Origin of the sequence: Sporolactobacillus shoreae, assembly GCF_004684935.1 — a bacterium.
Taxonomy (GTDB): Bacteria; Bacillota; Bacilli; order Bacillales; family Sporolactobacillaceae; genus Sporolactobacillus; species Sporolactobacillus shoreae.
Map to the genome: position 1 here is coordinate 1 of NZ_SRJD01000019.1, position 14,794 is coordinate 14,794.

Genomic DNA, 14,794 nt, shown 5'->3' on the forward strand with positions numbered 1-14,794 from the left:
TTGCCCACGTGTTACTCACCCATCCGCCGCTCACTTCCGGGAGCAAGCTCCCTTCTGTGCGCTCGACTTGCATGTATTAGGCACGCCGCCAGCGTTCGTCCTGAGCCAGGATCAAACTCTCCAAAAAATAGTGCATCGGAAACCACAGCTTCCGTTTGTTTCTTCTTCGTTCATTCGATCCTCAGCAAAATTGAATTGACATAAGGGTTTTACCCTTTACATCACGCTTGGCTTTTGTTCAGTTTTCAAGGAACATTCGTTATCGTCTATCAGACGACTTAAACAATGTTACATTGTTTCTTTTCATTTGTCAACAGTTTTTTTACTCGGCTTTTTCATCCGAAAACTCTCAATTGAAAAGACAACAATATTCATTCTACCAGCGGATTTTATTTTGTCAATCATTTTAAATGAATTTTCTTTCGCCCTAATTTTCCCATTTTTCGCGGTGTCGGCTGCGGCTTTGCATATACTGTAAAGCCTGGCCATAGAATGGTACAAACAGAGTGGAAGCGGAGTGAGTATCTATGCTTTGGATTATTAACGGAAGAAAAGTGAAGAACATTCTATTGATCATGATCGCCGCTTTTGTTGCGGCACTGATCCTGTTCGTTCAGAAGCAGGAAACAAGTGTCTTCGCACCGATAAACGATAAGGGAGCACTGTCACGGGTGGAAACCAATCAAAAACAATTGGCGCTGACCTTCGACAGTAATTGGGGTGATCAGCAAATCCCGCTGATTCTCGAGACACTCAAAGCTGAAAAGATTAAAGCAACATTTTTCTTTTCAGGCGAATGGGCAGAACGCCATCCCGATATCATCAAAGATGTTATTAAAGACGGCCACGAAGTCGAAACGCAGGGTATGAGACACGAAGACTACACACAGCTCAGTACACAGCAGATCAGGCGCGACCTGCTGCTTTCAAGAGAAGCTATTTATAAAGCAGGCGGCGTTCGTCCCCAGATGATTCGCCCTCCTTATGGAAAAATCAATACTGATGTTCTGCAGAGCATATCAGGCCTTCATATGCAGCCTGTATTATGGAGCGTCAACCCACAGGATGAAACCAATCCGGGCTATGAGGTGATTGTCAGTCACGTACTTCAGGATGCCGGGAAAGGGGACATCATCCGCCTTCACGCTTCCGATTCTGCCAAGCAGACAGACCGTGCGCTGCCATTGATAATACGGGAGATGAAAAACCGTGGCTATTCTTTTGTCACAATAAAAAGCCTGATTTCCGACGCACAGGCGAAACATCGCCTTCTTGATTGAAAATGATTGACCTGTATTTCCAGTGGGGAAGCAGTCTCATTTACTACTTTCAGCCTGCTTTTTTAAAGTTTCGGTTATCGCGTCTGTCATCTGTTTTTTAAAGAACGGCCCTGCCATGGTTTCCTGGATATCACGCATGATTTGTTCACGAAAGGGTTTCGTTCGGAGTAGTCCCAGATATTGTGTCTGAAGATCAGGCGTTTTGAGAATGTCCATCATCATTCCCTGATAGCCAGGATCCTTCATCATTTTTGTCAGTAATTGCTCATTTTCCTTCTCCATTGTCTGAGCGAGTTTTTCGGAGAAATCAGGATCCTGAATGAGCTCATCCCAGAGTTTCTTACCTTGCTCTGTTGTCAGTGTCTCGACAATCGTCTTTTTTACAGCAGGTTCATCGAATACAACGGCCCCTCTCAGTTCCTGATCCCCAAGCAGCTCCCGGATTGTTTTCTTTCCATCATCCGTTTTCAGCATATCGAGGACCATCTTCTTGTTTTCCTGATAGGAAGGCTGGGCTTCATTGCTCCCGCACCCGGCCTGAACAGTCAGCAACAAAGCGACCAAAATAGCTATCGTTGTTTTTGCCATGAATTTTCCTCCTCACAGGGACCTCCCTGTTAATATGTGAGCCTGGAGGAAGATTATGCAGAGATGAAGTACAAAAAAGTGTCCGCTACCTGCCTGCGAACACTTTTGCACCCTCTGATTCATTATTCTGCGGTCTCTATTTTTAGGATCACTTTTTCCGCGATGCGGTCATATTCCTCAGCAATCGGATCGTCTTCAAAATAGACACCCGGAGCGAATTCTCCCGCTTTTGGTTCCGGTTGTCCCAGCGGCAGCCGGCCTAGCAAATCTGTGTGTAATAAATCGCTCAGCTTATCACCGCCGCCTTTGCCGAATACATACTCCACCTCACCGGTTTTCCTGCTTTTGAAGTAAGCCATGTTCTCAATGACACCCAAGATTTCATGCTCCGTTTTCTCAGCCATCGCCCCCGCGCGCGCGGCCACAAATGCGGCTGTCGGATGGGGTGTAGTGACGATAATTTCTTTGGAATGAGGCAGCCTGGCATGCACGTCCATGGCAATGTCGCCAGTGCCCGGCGGCAGATCAAGAATCAGATAATCCAGATCGCCCCAGTTCACATCGTTAAAAAAATTGTTCAGCATTTTTCCAAGCATTGGCCCCCGCCAAATTACCGGTGAATTATTTTCCACAAAAAATCCCATCGAGATGACCTGAATGCCAAGCCGGCTGACCGGAATGATTCGGTCGTTGACTACTGCCGGCCTGTTCTCAATGCCCATCATATCAGGCACGCTGAAGCCGTAAATGTCGGCATCCAGCAGACCTACCTTTTTGCCCTTTCTTGCAAGGGCAAGAGCGAGATTGACTGACACTGTCGATTTGCCGACACCGCCTTTGCCACTGGCTACGGCAATAAAAACCGTTTTGTTCTCCGGTGAAAGTAAGGACGGTGCAGCCTCAGGAAAGCCGCCAAGCGCCTTGATCTCGTCTTCTGTCAGTATCCTGAACCGCATGCCTACAGAATCCGCGCCTGCCTTCTTGAGCTTCGAAGAAATTTCTACCTGAATCTGCATTTGTTTGACCCTGTCTTCTTTTGCCAGAGCAATCTTGAGGCTGATCAGGCCTTCTTTTATTTTCAGTTCACGCAATCCGCCCGTCTCAACCAGGTTTTTATGTAAAAAAGGATCTTGAACCGTTTTCAAAACATCCGTCACTTGCTGCTGAGTAATCATTGACAAGCCCCGCCCTTCTCTAACATCATTTCCAGTATCAGTATACCAAACCTTCGCCCGGAAGACGTGAAAAATGTACACGTAGGATGTTTTTAATTGGACGGCACTTTTTCATTGGTGAAATAGCGCATAATGCCCTGACTGATCGCCGCGGCTGCTTCTTTCTGATAGCTGTCTTGGACAAGAAGTGAGCGCTCGCGGGGATTGGATAAGAAACCGACTTCAACAAGAGCCGCAGGGGGAGTCGCTTTCTTCAGGATATAGACATGACCGATCGGCTTGGCGTAACGTTCTGTATTTCCCAGTGTTTGTTTCAGTGAATCCTGAATAAATCGGGCGAATTTTTGATTTTCAGCCGATTTTGGATGATAAAACGTCTGGGCTCCGTACCAGCGCGGTGAGGGGATGGCGTTCAGGTGCACACTGATAAATGCGTCGGGATGTGTTTTTTCTATCAAATCGGCACGGCGCAGAAGATCCTGGGTTTTATGCCTGCCCGTATAACTTTCGTCGGCCAGATCCATGTCGCTTTCCCGGGTCATCACGACAAGCGCCCCGGATTCCTGCAGATAGTTGCGAAGATCCTGCGCAATGGCTAATGTAATCTCTTTTTCTACGGTATTTCCGCCAACCGCGCCCCCGTCTGCTCCCCCGTGCCCCGCATCGACAACAATAACACGCCCGGCAAGCGGAAGATGCCAGGACTGGCCGGTATACCGGCTGACAAGTAGCCACCCCACACCGGCAGTTGTCGCAAAAAATGTTAGCGCGATCAGTGTCACGACGAGCCATTTTCGTTTCATCACGATTCCCTCCATGCTCAAAGCCTGTCTCTTGAACATGTATATGGACAATCGTGCGATTTATGCGGCCTGATCTCTGATCCGGTCAGCGCAGTTTCAGTTTCCAGCGTTTCAGGGAGGTCTCAAAGCCGTCCGTCCACCACTCCCGGAGATATCTTTCACAGGACTGTCTTAAATCGCTAAGCCGTGTGTCCTCCGGCATCCAGAATTGCCAGAAATCGCAGAAGTCATCCAGAAGCCTCGCAAATGAAGCCTCACAGCGCTCATAGGCTGTCTCCCTGTTCTCCCCATAAAAACCGAATCTGCTCATTGAGGAGCCCAGCAGGAATGCTTCCAACGCATACTCGGCGCACATTTCCAGAGCGATGCCTCCCCCTGACGGAATGGCCGGAATAAATAAATCAAAGCTGCGGTGAATGGCTTTTTCTATTTTTTCAAAGGATAAATCCTGCAGTGCGCGGCGTTCAAAATCCAGCTGCTTATGCCGCTGCCTCTCCTGAAAGTCCATGACGATGCCCATAATGCGTCCCCCTTTCCTTATAGCATCCGACCCGGGCACCTTTTTCAACCGTGACAGCTTTTGCCAGCTCTAATTGTTTTTAAATACGGATAATCGTATAAATTTTTGTATTGTATACTTATATGTAAACAGCCCGAAATGTCCGAATTTAAGCAAATCTAAGAGGAGATAATCTAATGAAAACCGACCCCATTGGCAAGCTTCTGAACAGGTTCAATACAGTCATCCTTGACGGAGCCATGGCAACCGAGCTTGAGAAGCAGGGCGTGGACACAAGTAGCAGCCTCTGGTCCGCTCAGGCCCTGATCGATCATCCGGACCTCATCAAAAAAGTCCACATGGATTATTTTAAGGCCGGGGCGGATATGGCCACGACCAACACCTATCAGGCAAATCTGGCCGGATTTCAGGAAAGCGGCTGGTCAGAAGCCCAGGCAGAACATTTTATAAAGCAAGCCGTTTTGATTGCGCGTGAAACGCGCGACGAATTTTGGAACAACCTCAGCGACTCAGAAAAAAAGAAACGGCCCCGCCCTTTGGTTGCGGGCAGTGTTGGTCCATATGGTGCCTATCTCGCGGACGGGTCAGAGTACACGGGCAATTATCATCTTTCCGAAGAAGCGTTCCGCCGCTTTCATCTGCCACGGATGAAACTGTTGAAAGAAGCAAATGCTGACTTATTCGCATTCGAGACGATACCAAATTTCGAGGAGAGCCGCGCACTGGCCGCCCTCCTCGAAACTGATTTTCCGGACGATTATGCGTGGCTCTCCTTCAGTATTTCGGATGACCACCTCTGTGACGGAACCTCTCTACAAGCGGCCGTCCCGTATTTTAATGACTATCCGCAGATTTGTGCGATCGGCGTGAATTGTGCATCCGCAGACCTGATCACTCCGATTATTGAGATTGTCCGCACTTTAACGGATAAACCGATCGTCGTGTACCCCAATTCCGGGGAAGAGTATGATCCGGCGACAAAAACGTGGCACAATCCGGGGCGCCACAATGAATACGGCGTTCTCAGCAAACAGTGGCACGAAGAAGGGGCAAAGCTGATCGGAGGCTGCTGCCGCACATGCCCAGAAGATATTCATAAGATATACAGCTGGGCACGTGCCTGAATCGCTTCATCCATAATGGTTGTCATCTATTTGTAATTTATTTGATTATTACATTCATCCATTCCCATTACAGTAATAATGGAGGAGGGTGATCGAATTGTCTTTACTAACACATTTATACCTCTCAGTATCTCTTGAACCTAATAATTATAATTTGAGCCATATTCAGTCGTTCATCATGACCATTCTTATTTCAGTAATAGCTGTCACCAGCCTGCTGATTATTATTTTGATCTGGTCCCTTATTAGAAGCTTTTCCAATAAAGGACGTCATACTGAAGGGCGTACAAGGCACCATTATTACCTCGGCAGCAGTCTGGTACTAATTGCAGGCCTGTGTGCATTGTTCATTTTTCATTTGATTTGAGCCGTCTCAATTAATCCCTTTGAGTAAAACCTGAGGAACCGATCCTCCGGTTTTGTCTGAGTCCTGATTAGTCTTTCCTAATAGAACAAGCAAAAAGCGTCTCCCCATTTCTGAAGAGACGCTTTTTACTTGCCTGATTTATAGCAAAAAAATAAGCTCCATGAAGAGCTTATCAAAATAATAAAATTAAAGAGAGTATCCCACTACTCATTTAACAGTATAGCTCTTTAATTTCGACAAAAATCGCTTATTGAAATCTTTCACACATTTTTTTACAGATTTTCACAGGAACAAAAAAGCCCCTCCCCATGATAATGGAAAGGAGCCATAAATGCCGACAAATCAGCGTTTTGAGAACTGCGGTGCACGACGTGCGCCTTTGAGTCCGTATTTCTTTCTTTCTTTCATTCTTGGATCACGTGTCAGGAAACCAGCCTGTTTCAGTACTGCGCGGTATTCAGGATCCGCTTTAAGCAGCGCGCGGGCAACGCCATGGCGGATCGCGCCGGCCTGTCCTGTGAAACCGCCACCGGTCACGCTGACCAGCACGTCATATCTGCCTTCCGTTTCAGTTGAAACAAGAGGCTGTTTCAAAATCGTGCGAAGCGTTTCAAGATTAAAATATTCATCAAGGTCACGGCCGTTAACAACGACTTTGCCATCACCTGCGACGAGCCTGACGCGGGCGATAGAGCTTTTACGACGGCCTGTGCCGTAATATTGTACTTGTGCCATTCTTATTTTCCCTCCCTAATCATCCGCGAAGTGTGTAAGCTTCCGGTTTTTGTGCAATATGCGGATGTTCCGCGCCTTCGTAGACATGAAGTTTTCTGAACATCTGTGCTCCGAGACTATTGTGCGGGAGCATGCCCTTGATCGTCCGTTCCAGCATTTCTCTTGAACGTGTCTGTCTCATCTCAAGAGCCGAGCGGGCCTTGATGCCGCCCGGAAAACCCGAATGATGGATATACTGCTTCTGCAGAAGTTTCCTTCCGGTCAGCTGAATTTTATTTGCATTGATAATAATCACGTTGTCACCGACATCCACATGCGGTGTGAAAGTCGGCTTGTTTTTGCCACGAAGAATCGAAGCTACTTCGCTTGCCAGACGGCCCAGAATCTGCCCGTCAGCGTCAATGACGAGCCATTTGCGGTCTACTGATGCCGCGTTAGCCATATATGTCGTACGCACGATTATTTCCTCCCTTTTATTATTTCATTCCCCGCTGCGACCCACAACCGCACCGAGCCGGAAAGCTTGCTTCCCGTTTCCGTTCATCTATTTGAGCCAATATCATTTGGGGCTATAGTGGTCAAAATAGAAATGCCGAAGTATATATTATAATACCCCAGACTCGTTGTCAAGCTTTGTAGGGACATTAAAAGAGAACTTACCAAAGAACACGGACCTCTGTTCGATCCTACCATTAATTTCTTTTTACTTTTTACACTTTCTAGTAGTTACTAAAATTTAATAGGTCACCCTCCAGAGTGTCAGACCGCACGCGGGGGCCGTTTGAGACGCTGCCTGCCGGTCCCTTCCTTCAATAATCGTCCGCACATGTTCAGGTGGAAATACCTCGGAGCCGACATCCAGCAGTGTCCCCGTAATAATACGGACCATCTGATACAGGAATCCGCTGCCGGCAATGCGGATGACCGTCTCACTGTTCTCTTCATCTACAATTTCCAGCCTGTAAATCGTCCTGACTTTATCCTTAACGCTTGTATTCGCCGCACAGAAGCAGGAAAAGTCATGGGTGCCTGTAATATATCCGGCAGCCTGATTCATTTTAGAGCGATCAAGCGGACGGGTGATGTGCCATGTATAAAGCCGGCGGAACAGATCCGGTTCTTGCCGGGTTAATAAACGATAACGGTATTCTTTTTCCCGTACGCTATATCGCGCGTGAAAATCATCGGGTACCGTTTCGGTTTTCCTTATACAGATGTCACCCGGCAGCAGACTATTCAGCGCCCGTGACCAGTTCTCCTCGGGAATGTTCAGCGGGCTTTCAAAGTGAAAGACCTGTCCGAAAGCGTGGACTCCGCTGTCCGTTCTGCCGGACGCCGTAATTTTTACCGGCTTCCCATGATGCATCCGGGAAAGTGCTGTTTCAATTTCTCCTTGAACCGTCCTTTTTCCGGGTTGCACCTGATAGCCAAAAAAATATGTTCCGTCATAGGAAACCGTGCATTTCATTTTTGCCATTTTCTCACCAGCATCCTGATACTCTGACCAGGATCAATATTGCGGCCAGAAGAGCCATGATCATCATCATGACCGTATCCCGCCGGTTCCAGACCAATTTATGAAGCCTCGTGCGGCCGGTGTCACCATGATAACCCCGCGCCTCCATTGCCATTGCGAGATCCTCCGCCCGCTTGAACGCACTGACAAAAAGCGGGACGAGCAGTGGAACTATCGCCTTCATTCGGTTTTTCAAAGAGCCTGATGTAAAATCAGAGCCCCGTGCTGCCTGCGCCTTGATAATCTTCTCAGTTTCTTCCAGTAAGGTTGGAATAAAGCGCAGTGAAATAGACATCATCAGCGCGAATTCATGTACCGGCAGCTTTATTTTTTTAAAAGGACTGAGCAGGTTTTCCATTCCATCTGTAATCTCCATGGGTGAAGTGGTCAGCGTCAGCAGCGTCGTTACCACGATAATGACCAGGATTCGAATGACGATAAAAACTGACTGGATCAACGCATTCTGATAGATATGAATCCAGCCGAGGCTAAGCAGCAGTCTGCCGCCCGAACTAAAAAAAAGATTTAGGAAAAAAGTGAACAGAATAATCACTAGTATCGATCGGAGGCCTCTGAATATAAAAGGCAATGAAATTCTTGATTCCAGAATTCCGGCGTAGCAAAACAGAAGCAGCACGATGTTCGCCAGCCAGCTGTTGGCCAAAAAAACAATAATGACAAAAAGAAAAACACTGATCAGTTTCGAACGGGGATCTAGCCGATGCACGCGGGATTCCATCGGAACATATTGCCCGATCACCAGATTAAACATGCGCGGCACCCCCGTTCAAAAGGTCAGCCACTCGATCCGCCGTCTCGGAAAGAGTAAACACCGGCCGCCCCTTCTCGAGCCCGAGTTTATCCGTCAACTTATCCAAAAAAACCATCGTTTCCGGAACATCGAGGCCCATGTTTCTCAGATCCTGTTCTCTCGAGAAGATTTCCTCAGGAGCGCCGGACATTTTGAGTTGGCCGGCCTCCATCACGAGAATCTGGTCCGAATAGAGCGCCGCATCCCCCATATTATGTGTCACCATAATAATGGTCAGCTTTGAATTTTTATTCAGCTTGTGGAAAAGCTCCATAATTTCTTTCTGTCCATGCGGATCAAGACCGGCCGTCGGTTCATCCAGGATAATTACTTCCGGATGTACAGCCAGCACACCGGCAATTGCGACACGGCGCATCTGTCCTCCACTGAGATCGAAGGGAGAACGGTGCCAGAAGAGAGACGGAAGACCAACCAGAGTCAGACACTCCTCGGCTCTTTTCGTCGCCTCGGCCGCGGATACACCAAAATTCATCGGGCCAAAGCAAACATCTTTGATTGCCGTTTCCTCAAAAAGCTGGTGTTCCGGATACTGGAACACATATCCGACTCTGGCACGCAGAGGCTTCAGGTCCTGTTTCTTTTTTTGCGGTTCAATCACAAAATCACCGACACTAATCGAACCCGAGGAAGGCCTGAGTAAGCCGTTGATATGCTGAACCAAGGTCGATTTACCTGATCCGGTATGGCCGATAAGTGAGGTGAACGAACCGGAAGAAATCTTCAGACTGACGTGGTCCAATGCGGCCCGTTCAAATGGAGTTTTCGAATTATATATATGGGTCACATTGTTGAACGTAATGTCCATAGTTCATTCACCAGATCTTCCTGAGTTAGTGCCGTGTCTTGGAGTGATATTCCCCTTTGATTCAAAAGTCTGCGCAGTTTGATTGCAAGCGGCAGATCAAGCCCGATCTTCTCCAGCAGCTCCGGCGTCTTAAAAATTTCCCTGGGACTCCCTTCACGGACTACTTTCCCGCGATTCATAACAAGGATCCGGTCTGAGTTCACGGCCTCTTCCAGATCATGTGTAATTGACAGAACGGTTAGTCCATGTTCTTTATTTAAGGTACGCATAGTCTTGATAATTTCTCTGCGGCCTTCCGGGTCAAGCATGGACGTCGCCTCATCCAGAATGACAATCAAAGGCTGCAGGGCAACGATGCCCGCTATTGCCACGCGCTGCTTTTGCCCGCCCGACAATCTGTGCGGTTCACTATCCGCAAATTTTTCCATTTTAACGAGTCGAAGCGACTGAGCAAGCCGGTCGATCATTTTTTCACGGGGTATTCCGTGGTTTTCCATACCAAATGCGACATCATCCCTTACTGTAGCCCCGACGAACTGGTTGTCCGGGTTTTGAAAGACCATGCCGACAAGACGCCTGATTTCCCAGATATTAGTTTCATCTTTTGTGTCGAAACCGCCGACGCGTACAGAGCCCTTCTGCGGCACAATCAATCCGTTCAGGCATTTTGCGAGTGTCGACTTTCCCGAACCGTTATGTCCGATAATGGACAGCCATTCACCCTTATTGACTGAAAGTGTGACATCATCAAGAACCCATGGATCGTCTTCCGCGTAAAAATACGAAACCCCGCTGACTTCAATAATCTTTTCCATTCCTTGCTCTCCCCTCGGACTCAGCTCTTTCTATGTATCGGAAAATGCCTTGAGGGCATTCCGTTAACGCTCATCTTATCACTGTTGGCCGATTTGAAAAAAAGGCAGAAATCAGGTTCGACGGAACCAGGCTTCTGCCCTCAAGCTTAATTTAATTATTTAACCAATTCAAGAATTGCCAATTCCGCGCCGTCACCCTTGCGGGGGCCGACTTTCAGAACGCGAGTGTAACCGCCCTGACGTTCTTCATAGCGTTTCGCAATATCATTGAACAGCTTCTGAATGGCGTTCTGGCTGACTTCCTCATCCGCAACTTCATTTCTGATAAATGCGGCTGCCTGTCTGCGGGCAGCGAGATCGCCACGCTTGGCGAGCGTGATCATCTTTTCGACGAACGGCTGAACTGCCTTTGCCTTGGAATGTGTTGTCTGAATCCGTTCACTAATAATCAAATCGGTCGCCAGATCACGGAACAGCGCCTTTCTCGCAGCCGAGTCCCGACCCAGTTTTGCATATGCCATGCACCTGTACCTCCTTTTTCCTGTCCTGATTCTTTCTTTTTTGCGCAAAAAAGAAAAATAATCACTTGTCTGTCAAAACATTACTCTTCAATTCTCAGCCCGAGGCCAAGATCATTTAACTTTTCTTCTACTTCTTCCAGAGACTTGCGGCCAAGATTCCTGACTTTCATCATATCTTCTTCAGATTTCTGAGTCAATTCCTGTACCGTATTGATGCCCGCGCGTTTCAGACAATTATAGGAACGCACAGACAGATCCAGTTCCTCAATCGTCATTTCGAGCACTTTCTCTTTTTTATCTTCTTCTTTTTCGATCATGATCTCTGCTTTCTGAGCCTGATCGGTCAGACCGACAAAAATATTCAAGTGTTCGGAAAGAATCTTGGCGCCAAGCGAAACAGCTTCTTCAGGGCGGATGCTGCCGTCAGTCCATACATCAAGGGTCAGTTTGTCGTAGTTGGCTACCTGGCCGACTCTTGTTTTTTCAACTTGATAGTTTACACGCTGAATCGGTGTGTAAATGGAATCAATCGGAATGACACCAATCGGCAGTTCATCTGATTTATTCCCCTCGGCAGGTACATATCCACGACCCTTTTTCGCCAGCATCCTTAAATGGAAATGCGCTGACTTATCCAGGGTTGCGATCTCCAGTTCCGGATTCAAAATCTCAACATCGCTGTCATGGATAATATCTGCAGCTGTCACTTTTCCTTCTCTTTGAACGTCGATTTCCAATGTCTTTTCTTCATCTGAATAGAGTTTCAAAGCGAGTTTCTTGATATTCAGAATGATCGCCGTTACATCCTCAACAACGCCTTCGATAGTGGAAAACTCGTGAAGCACAGTATCAAACTGAACTGTCGTAACAGCCGCGCCTGGAAGGGAAGAAAGTAAAATTCGACGTAAAGAATTACCCAGAGTCGTACCGTATCCACGTTCGAGCGGTTCTACAACAAACTTGCCGTAACTCCCATCATCTGCAAGTTCAACCGTATCGATCTTTGGCTTTTCGATCTCAATCATCAAATAAGAACCCTCCTTCAAAACGTCGAAATGGTGACCAGACGGAGCTGGCCAGAATTTCCCGATATTATCTTCTTAAGGCTTACGGCTTGCTTCTTTCAATCGTCTCATCTGAATATAATAGTAGCATTATAAACAGATTGTTTTCAGACTATACGCAAGCAGATCAGACGCGACGGCGTTTCGGCGGACGGCAGCCATTGTGTGGAATCGGAGTCACGTCGCGGATGGTCGTAACTTCCAGTCCGACAGCCTGAAGTGCACGAATCGCGGCTTCCCGGCCCGCACCCGGTCCTTTGACAGAAACTTCGACCGTCTTCATTCCACTGTCCAAAGCGCTTTTTCCCGCTGCTTCCGCAGCAGTCTGAGCTGCATACGGTGTCGACTTTCTTGAACCTTTGAACCCAAGGCCGCCGGCACTTGCCCATGAAATCGCATTGCCGTGCGGATCTGTAATCGTAACAATCGTATTGTTGAATGTTGAGCGGATGTGAGCAATTCCATTTTCGATATTTCTCTTGATACGGCGTTTACGCGTTGTGCGTTGTTGTTTTGCCATAGATGTTTAACCCTCCCTTACTTATTTCTTCTTATTTGCCATCGTGCGCTTAGGACCCTTACGCGTACGTGAATTATTTTTCGTGTTCTGTCCGCGCACCGGAAGACCCCGGCGGTGACGGATTCCTCTGTATGATCCGATTTCAATAAGCCTCTTGATATTCAGAGAAACTTCACGGCGGAGGTCTCCCTCAACGCGGTAATGGTCAACGACTTCACGGATGCGTGTCTGCTCTTCTTCTGTCAGGTCACGCACACGTGTATCTTCGGAAACCTTTGCTTCCGCCAGAATTTTTTTAGCAGTCGTCAGTCCGATACCATAAATGTAAGTCAGAGAAATAACGACTCTTTTTTCTCTTGGAATATCGATACCTGCAATACGAGCCATGCGTTAAAGCACCTCCTTAACCTTGTCTTTGTTTATGCTTCGGATTTTCACAAATTACCATAACAACGCCTTTTCGACGGACAACCTTGCATTTTTCACACATTTTTTTAACTGATGGTCTGACTTTCATTGCTGAATCCTCCTTATACACCGCAGAGCATCTCTTGGTTATTTATGTCTGAACGTAATACGGCCGCGTGACACATCATAAGGTGACAACTCAACAGTCACTTTATCACCCGGCAGGATACGGATAAAATGCATGCGTATCTTTCCGGAGACATGAGCTAAAATCTTGTGGCCGTTTTCCAATTCCACACGAAACATTGCATTTGGCAGTGGTTCAATGACGGTGCCTTCAACTTCAATGACATCTTCTTTAGCCATCGGCTGACTCACCCTTCCTTATATTACTGAAGCCTATGTCCAGATAATGAGCGATCGCAAAACGAAGTTTTCCATTCGTGACACGACCTGTCTCACGTAAGCTTTTCTGAACTTCGACCGATACATACGACTGAAGATCAAGATGGCTGATGTTCTTCTTTTTTGCGTTGTCAAACTTTCGTCTGTCTCCATCAGCAATTTCAACCATACGGTGGTTAAGCAGACGCACAATCACAAAATAAGAACCGGTTTCTTTCCCTTTTAATACTTGAGCAAGCTGGCCGGGGACAGGCAGCGGAGCCTGATCACTACCCATCAATCATCACCTTCGCTTATTGCTTTGTCAAGATTTCATTGCCATTTTTTGTAATGACGATTGTACGTGGAGCCTGTATGGAAGCATGCATACTGAGCACCGATACCGATGCTGATCATGCCCCCGTCTTTCAGATCATGGAATCCGGTAATGCCATGAGCCAGCTAATGATTCACAGATGTACAGTACAGTTTGAAAACCCGTCACAGCCCCTCTAAAAGATGACCTTACTCCTGCCTGATCGAGCGCTCTGCAAGTGCATCAAGCTCAATCGTCGAAACGCCGGGTCGAATCAATTGCCGAAGAGCTGCAGAGCCCCTGCGACGATTTCCCTCGTATATCGAATTTTATCGACTTTAAACCCGGTTTTCAACCGAATCACTTAGCCAATGCTCCAAGTATTGAAGAAACATTATTAAAAACAGCGTCAATTGACTGATCGCCGTTTATTTTCTTCAGTACATCTTTGCTTTCGTAAAAAGCGACAAGAGGCTGCTGCTGCTTGATATTGACTTGCAGTCTTTCGTGAACTGTCTCTTCGCTGTCATCCGCGCGCTGCCTGAGCACTCCGCCACATTTGTCGCACACACCCTCTTTTTTAGGGGGATTGTATACGAGATGATAGGTGGCCCCGCAGTTTTCACAGACGCGGCGCCCGGTCAGGCGGGTCAGCAGATTTTCGGGATCGACATTGATGTAAAGAACGGCATCGATTTTTCCGCCATTATCGGCCATTATCTCGTCAAGGGCTTCAGCCTGGAGCACTGTTCTCGGGAATCCATCAAGTAGGAATCCGTCCTTACAATCCTCTTTGCCAAGTCGTTCCCGAACAATGCCAATCGTGACTTCATCAGGAACTAAATCCCCTTTATCCATAAATGACTTTGCCTTTTTCCCTAATTCTGTGCCATCCTTAATTGCCTGCCGGAACATATCACCTGTCGAAATATGCGGAAGACCAAAGTGATCCACAATCCGTTCAGCCTGGGTTCCCTTTCCTGCACCGGGCAGCCCCATTAAGATTAGATTCACATTACAC

At 47.4% G+C, this 14,794-nt stretch carries 21 protein-coding genes and 1 rRNA gene; 3 read left to right on the forward strand and 19 right to left on the reverse strand.

Annotation, left to right across the window (positions count from 1 at the left end):
• A 16S ribosomal RNA gene (locus E4665_RS13900) occupies positions 1-127 on the reverse strand; the annotation flags it as partial.
• A gap of 400 nt (positions 128-527) precedes the next feature.
• Here E4665_RS13900 and E4665_RS13905 point away from each other — a divergent pair.
• Positions 528-1,280, forward strand: a complete 753-nt coding sequence (locus tag E4665_RS13905; RefSeq protein ID WP_135349408.1) for a polysaccharide deacetylase family protein — start codon at positions 528-530, stop codon at positions 1,278-1,280.
• Between the two features lie 36 nt (positions 1,281-1,316).
• Here the strand turns inward: E4665_RS13905 and gerD are convergent, their stop codons facing one another.
• From gerD to E4665_RS13925, 4 genes are all read right to left on the reverse strand, one after another.
• Positions 1,317-1,868: a spore germination lipoprotein GerD gene (gerD, locus tag E4665_RS13910; protein ID WP_135349409.1), complete on the reverse strand. Its 552-nt coding sequence runs from the start codon at positions 1,866-1,868 to the stop codon at positions 1,317-1,319.
• 122 nt (positions 1,869-1,990) lie between these two features.
• Positions 1,991-3,043 carry an Mrp/NBP35 family ATP-binding protein gene (locus E4665_RS13915; protein WP_135349476.1) on the reverse strand — a complete coding sequence of 351 codons (1,053 nt, stop codon included), beginning with the start codon at positions 3,041-3,043 and terminating at the stop codon, positions 1,991-1,993.
• A gap of 92 nt (positions 3,044-3,135) precedes the next feature.
• Positions 3,136-3,846 (reverse strand): N-acetylmuramoyl-L-alanine amidase CwlD, encoded by a 711-nt coding sequence (gene cwlD, locus E4665_RS13920; protein WP_135349410.1) that lies wholly within the window; start codon positions 3,844-3,846, stop codon positions 3,136-3,138.
• Positions 3,847-3,931: 85 nt separating this feature from the next.
• Positions 3,932-4,366 (reverse strand): DUF2521 family protein, encoded by a 435-nt coding sequence (locus E4665_RS13925; protein ID WP_135349411.1) that lies wholly within the window; start codon positions 4,364-4,366, stop codon positions 3,932-3,934.
• A gap of 176 nt (positions 4,367-4,542) precedes the next feature.
• On the opposite strand from E4665_RS13925, the gene mmuM reads away from it, so the two are divergent.
• Both mmuM and E4665_RS13935 read left to right on the forward strand, forming a co-directional pair.
• Positions 4,543-5,490: a homocysteine S-methyltransferase gene (gene mmuM / locus E4665_RS13930; RefSeq protein WP_135349412.1), complete on the forward strand. Its 948-nt coding sequence runs from the start codon at positions 4,543-4,545 to the stop codon at positions 5,488-5,490.
• Positions 5,491-5,587: 97 nt separating this feature from the next.
• Positions 5,588-5,857, forward strand: a complete 270-nt coding sequence (locus E4665_RS13935) for a hypothetical protein (RefSeq protein WP_135349413.1) — start codon at positions 5,588-5,590, stop codon at positions 5,855-5,857.
• Between the two features lie 342 nt (positions 5,858-6,199).
• Here E4665_RS13935 and rpsI read toward each other — a convergent pair whose 3' ends face one another.
• The 14 genes from rpsI to E4665_RS14005 form a co-directional block, all read right to left on the reverse strand.
• Positions 6,200-6,592, reverse strand: coding sequence for a 30S ribosomal protein S9 (gene rpsI / locus E4665_RS13940; protein ID WP_135349414.1), 393 nt, complete (start codon positions 6,590-6,592; stop codon positions 6,200-6,202).
• Positions 6,593-6,611: 19 nt separating this feature from the next.
• Complete coding sequence (gene rplM / locus E4665_RS13945) at positions 6,612-7,049, reverse strand: 50S ribosomal protein L13 (protein WP_135349415.1); 438 nt, start codon at positions 7,047-7,049, stop codon at positions 6,612-6,614.
• A 279-nt stretch (positions 7,050-7,328) separates the two neighbouring features.
• Entirely contained in the window at positions 7,329-8,069 is a 741-nt protein-coding gene (gene truA, locus E4665_RS13950; RefSeq protein ID WP_135349416.1) for a tRNA pseudouridine(38-40) synthase TruA, read from the reverse strand.
• A 4-nt stretch (positions 8,070-8,073) separates the two neighbouring features.
• Complete coding sequence (locus E4665_RS13955) at positions 8,074-8,880, reverse strand: energy-coupling factor transporter transmembrane component T family protein (protein ID WP_135349417.1); 807 nt, start codon at positions 8,878-8,880, stop codon at positions 8,074-8,076.
• On the reverse strand, positions 8,873-9,745 hold the full coding sequence (locus E4665_RS13960) for an energy-coupling factor ABC transporter ATP-binding protein (RefSeq protein WP_135349418.1): 873 nt from the start codon (positions 9,743-9,745) through the stop codon (positions 8,873-8,875). The genes E4665_RS13955 and E4665_RS13960 overlap by 8 nt, the downstream gene beginning before the upstream one ends.
• Positions 9,721-10,560 carry an energy-coupling factor ABC transporter ATP-binding protein gene (locus tag E4665_RS13965; protein WP_135349419.1) on the reverse strand — a complete coding sequence of 280 codons (840 nt, stop codon included), beginning with the start codon at positions 10,558-10,560 and terminating at the stop codon, positions 9,721-9,723. The genes E4665_RS13960 and E4665_RS13965 overlap by 25 nt, the downstream gene beginning before the upstream one ends.
• Before the next feature lie 155 nt (positions 10,561-10,715).
• Entirely contained in the window at positions 10,716-11,081 is a 366-nt protein-coding gene (rplQ, locus tag E4665_RS13970) for a 50S ribosomal protein L17 (RefSeq protein ID WP_135349420.1), read from the reverse strand.
• Positions 11,082-11,161: 80 nt separating this feature from the next.
• Complete coding sequence (locus tag E4665_RS13975; RefSeq protein ID WP_135349421.1) at positions 11,162-12,106, reverse strand: DNA-directed RNA polymerase subunit alpha; 945 nt, start codon at positions 12,104-12,106, stop codon at positions 11,162-11,164.
• A gap of 166 nt (positions 12,107-12,272) precedes the next feature.
• Complete coding sequence (rpsK, locus tag E4665_RS13980; protein WP_135349422.1) at positions 12,273-12,665, reverse strand: 30S ribosomal protein S11; 393 nt, start codon at positions 12,663-12,665, stop codon at positions 12,273-12,275.
• Between the two features lie 21 nt (positions 12,666-12,686).
• On the reverse strand, positions 12,687-13,052 hold the full coding sequence (gene rpsM / locus E4665_RS13985) for a 30S ribosomal protein S13 (RefSeq protein ID WP_135349423.1): 366 nt from the start codon (positions 13,050-13,052) through the stop codon (positions 12,687-12,689).
• Between the two features lie 16 nt (positions 13,053-13,068).
• Positions 13,069-13,182 (reverse strand): 50S ribosomal protein L36, encoded by a 114-nt coding sequence (rpmJ, locus tag E4665_RS13990; RefSeq protein WP_135349424.1) that lies wholly within the window; start codon positions 13,180-13,182, stop codon positions 13,069-13,071.
• Between the two features lie 38 nt (positions 13,183-13,220).
• Positions 13,221-13,439: a translation initiation factor IF-1 gene (gene infA / locus E4665_RS13995; RefSeq protein ID WP_010024579.1), complete on the reverse strand. Its 219-nt coding sequence runs from the start codon at positions 13,437-13,439 to the stop codon at positions 13,221-13,223.
• A complete protein-coding gene (locus E4665_RS14000; RefSeq protein ID WP_135349425.1) occupies positions 13,432-13,755 on the reverse strand; it encodes a KOW domain-containing RNA-binding protein in 324 nt (107 codons plus the stop codon). Before E4665_RS14000 ends, infA begins: the two co-directional genes overlap by 8 nt.
• A gap of 378 nt (positions 13,756-14,133) precedes the next feature.
• Positions 14,134-14,787 (reverse strand): adenylate kinase, encoded by a 654-nt coding sequence (locus E4665_RS14005; RefSeq protein WP_135349426.1) that lies wholly within the window; start codon positions 14,785-14,787, stop codon positions 14,134-14,136.
• Positions 14,788-14,794 lie beyond the last annotated feature (7 nt).

Excerpts from the sequence above, each read along its gene's own strand:
- E4665_RS13905 (WP_135349408.1), top strand. The coding sequence starts at position 528 with ATGCTTTGGATTATTAACGGAAGAAAAGTGAAGAACATTCTATTGATC.
- gerD (WP_135349409.1), bottom strand. The coding sequence starts at position 1,868 with ATGGCAAAAACAACGATAGCTATTTTGGTCGCTTTGTTGCTGACTGTT.
- E4665_RS13915 (WP_135349476.1), bottom strand. The coding sequence starts at position 3,043 with ATGATTACTCAGCAGCAAGTGACGGATGTTTTGAAAACGGTTCAAGAT.
- cwlD (WP_135349410.1), bottom strand. The coding sequence starts at position 3,846 with ATGAAACGAAAATGGCTCGTCGTGACACTGATCGCGCTAACATTTTTT.
- E4665_RS13925 (WP_135349411.1), bottom strand. The coding sequence starts at position 4,366 with ATGGGCATCGTCATGGACTTTCAGGAGAGGCAGCGGCATAAGCAGCTG.
- mmuM (WP_135349412.1), top strand. The coding sequence starts at position 4,543 with ATGAAAACCGACCCCATTGGCAAGCTTCTGAACAGGTTCAATACAGTC.
- rpsI (WP_135349414.1), bottom strand. The coding sequence starts at position 6,592 with ATGGCACAAGTACAATATTACGGCACAGGCCGTCGTAAAAGCTCTATC.
- truA (WP_135349416.1), bottom strand. The coding sequence starts at position 8,069 with ATGGCAAAAATGAAATGCACGGTTTCCTATGACGGAACATATTTTTTT.
- E4665_RS13955 (WP_135349417.1), bottom strand. The coding sequence starts at position 8,880 with ATGTTTAATCTGGTGATCGGGCAATATGTTCCGATGGAATCCCGCGTG.
- E4665_RS13960 (WP_135349418.1), bottom strand. The coding sequence starts at position 9,745 with ATGGACATTACGTTCAACAATGTGACCCATATATATAATTCGAAAACT.
- E4665_RS13965 (WP_135349419.1), bottom strand. The coding sequence starts at position 10,560 with ATGGAAAAGATTATTGAAGTCAGCGGGGTTTCGTATTTTTACGCGGAA.
- rplQ (WP_135349420.1), bottom strand. The coding sequence starts at position 11,081 with ATGGCATATGCAAAACTGGGTCGGGACTCGGCTGCGAGAAAGGCGCTG.
- E4665_RS13975 (WP_135349421.1), bottom strand. The coding sequence starts at position 12,106 with ATGATTGAGATCGAAAAGCCAAAGATCGATACGGTTGAACTTGCAGAT.
- rpsK (WP_135349422.1), bottom strand. The coding sequence starts at position 12,665 with ATGGCAAAACAACAACGCACAACGCGTAAACGCCGTATCAAGAGAAAT.
- rpsM (WP_135349423.1), bottom strand. The coding sequence starts at position 13,052 with ATGGCTCGTATTGCAGGTATCGATATTCCAAGAGAAAAAAGAGTCGTT.
- rpmJ (WP_135349424.1), bottom strand. The coding sequence starts at position 13,182 with ATGAAAGTCAGACCATCAGTTAAAAAAATGTGTGAAAAATGCAAGGTT.
- infA (WP_010024579.1), bottom strand. The coding sequence starts at position 13,439 with ATGGCTAAAGAAGATGTCATTGAAGTTGAAGGCACCGTCATTGAACCA.
- E4665_RS14000 (WP_135349425.1), bottom strand. The coding sequence starts at position 13,755 with ATGGGTAGTGATCAGGCTCCGCTGCCTGTCCCCGGCCAGCTTGCTCAA.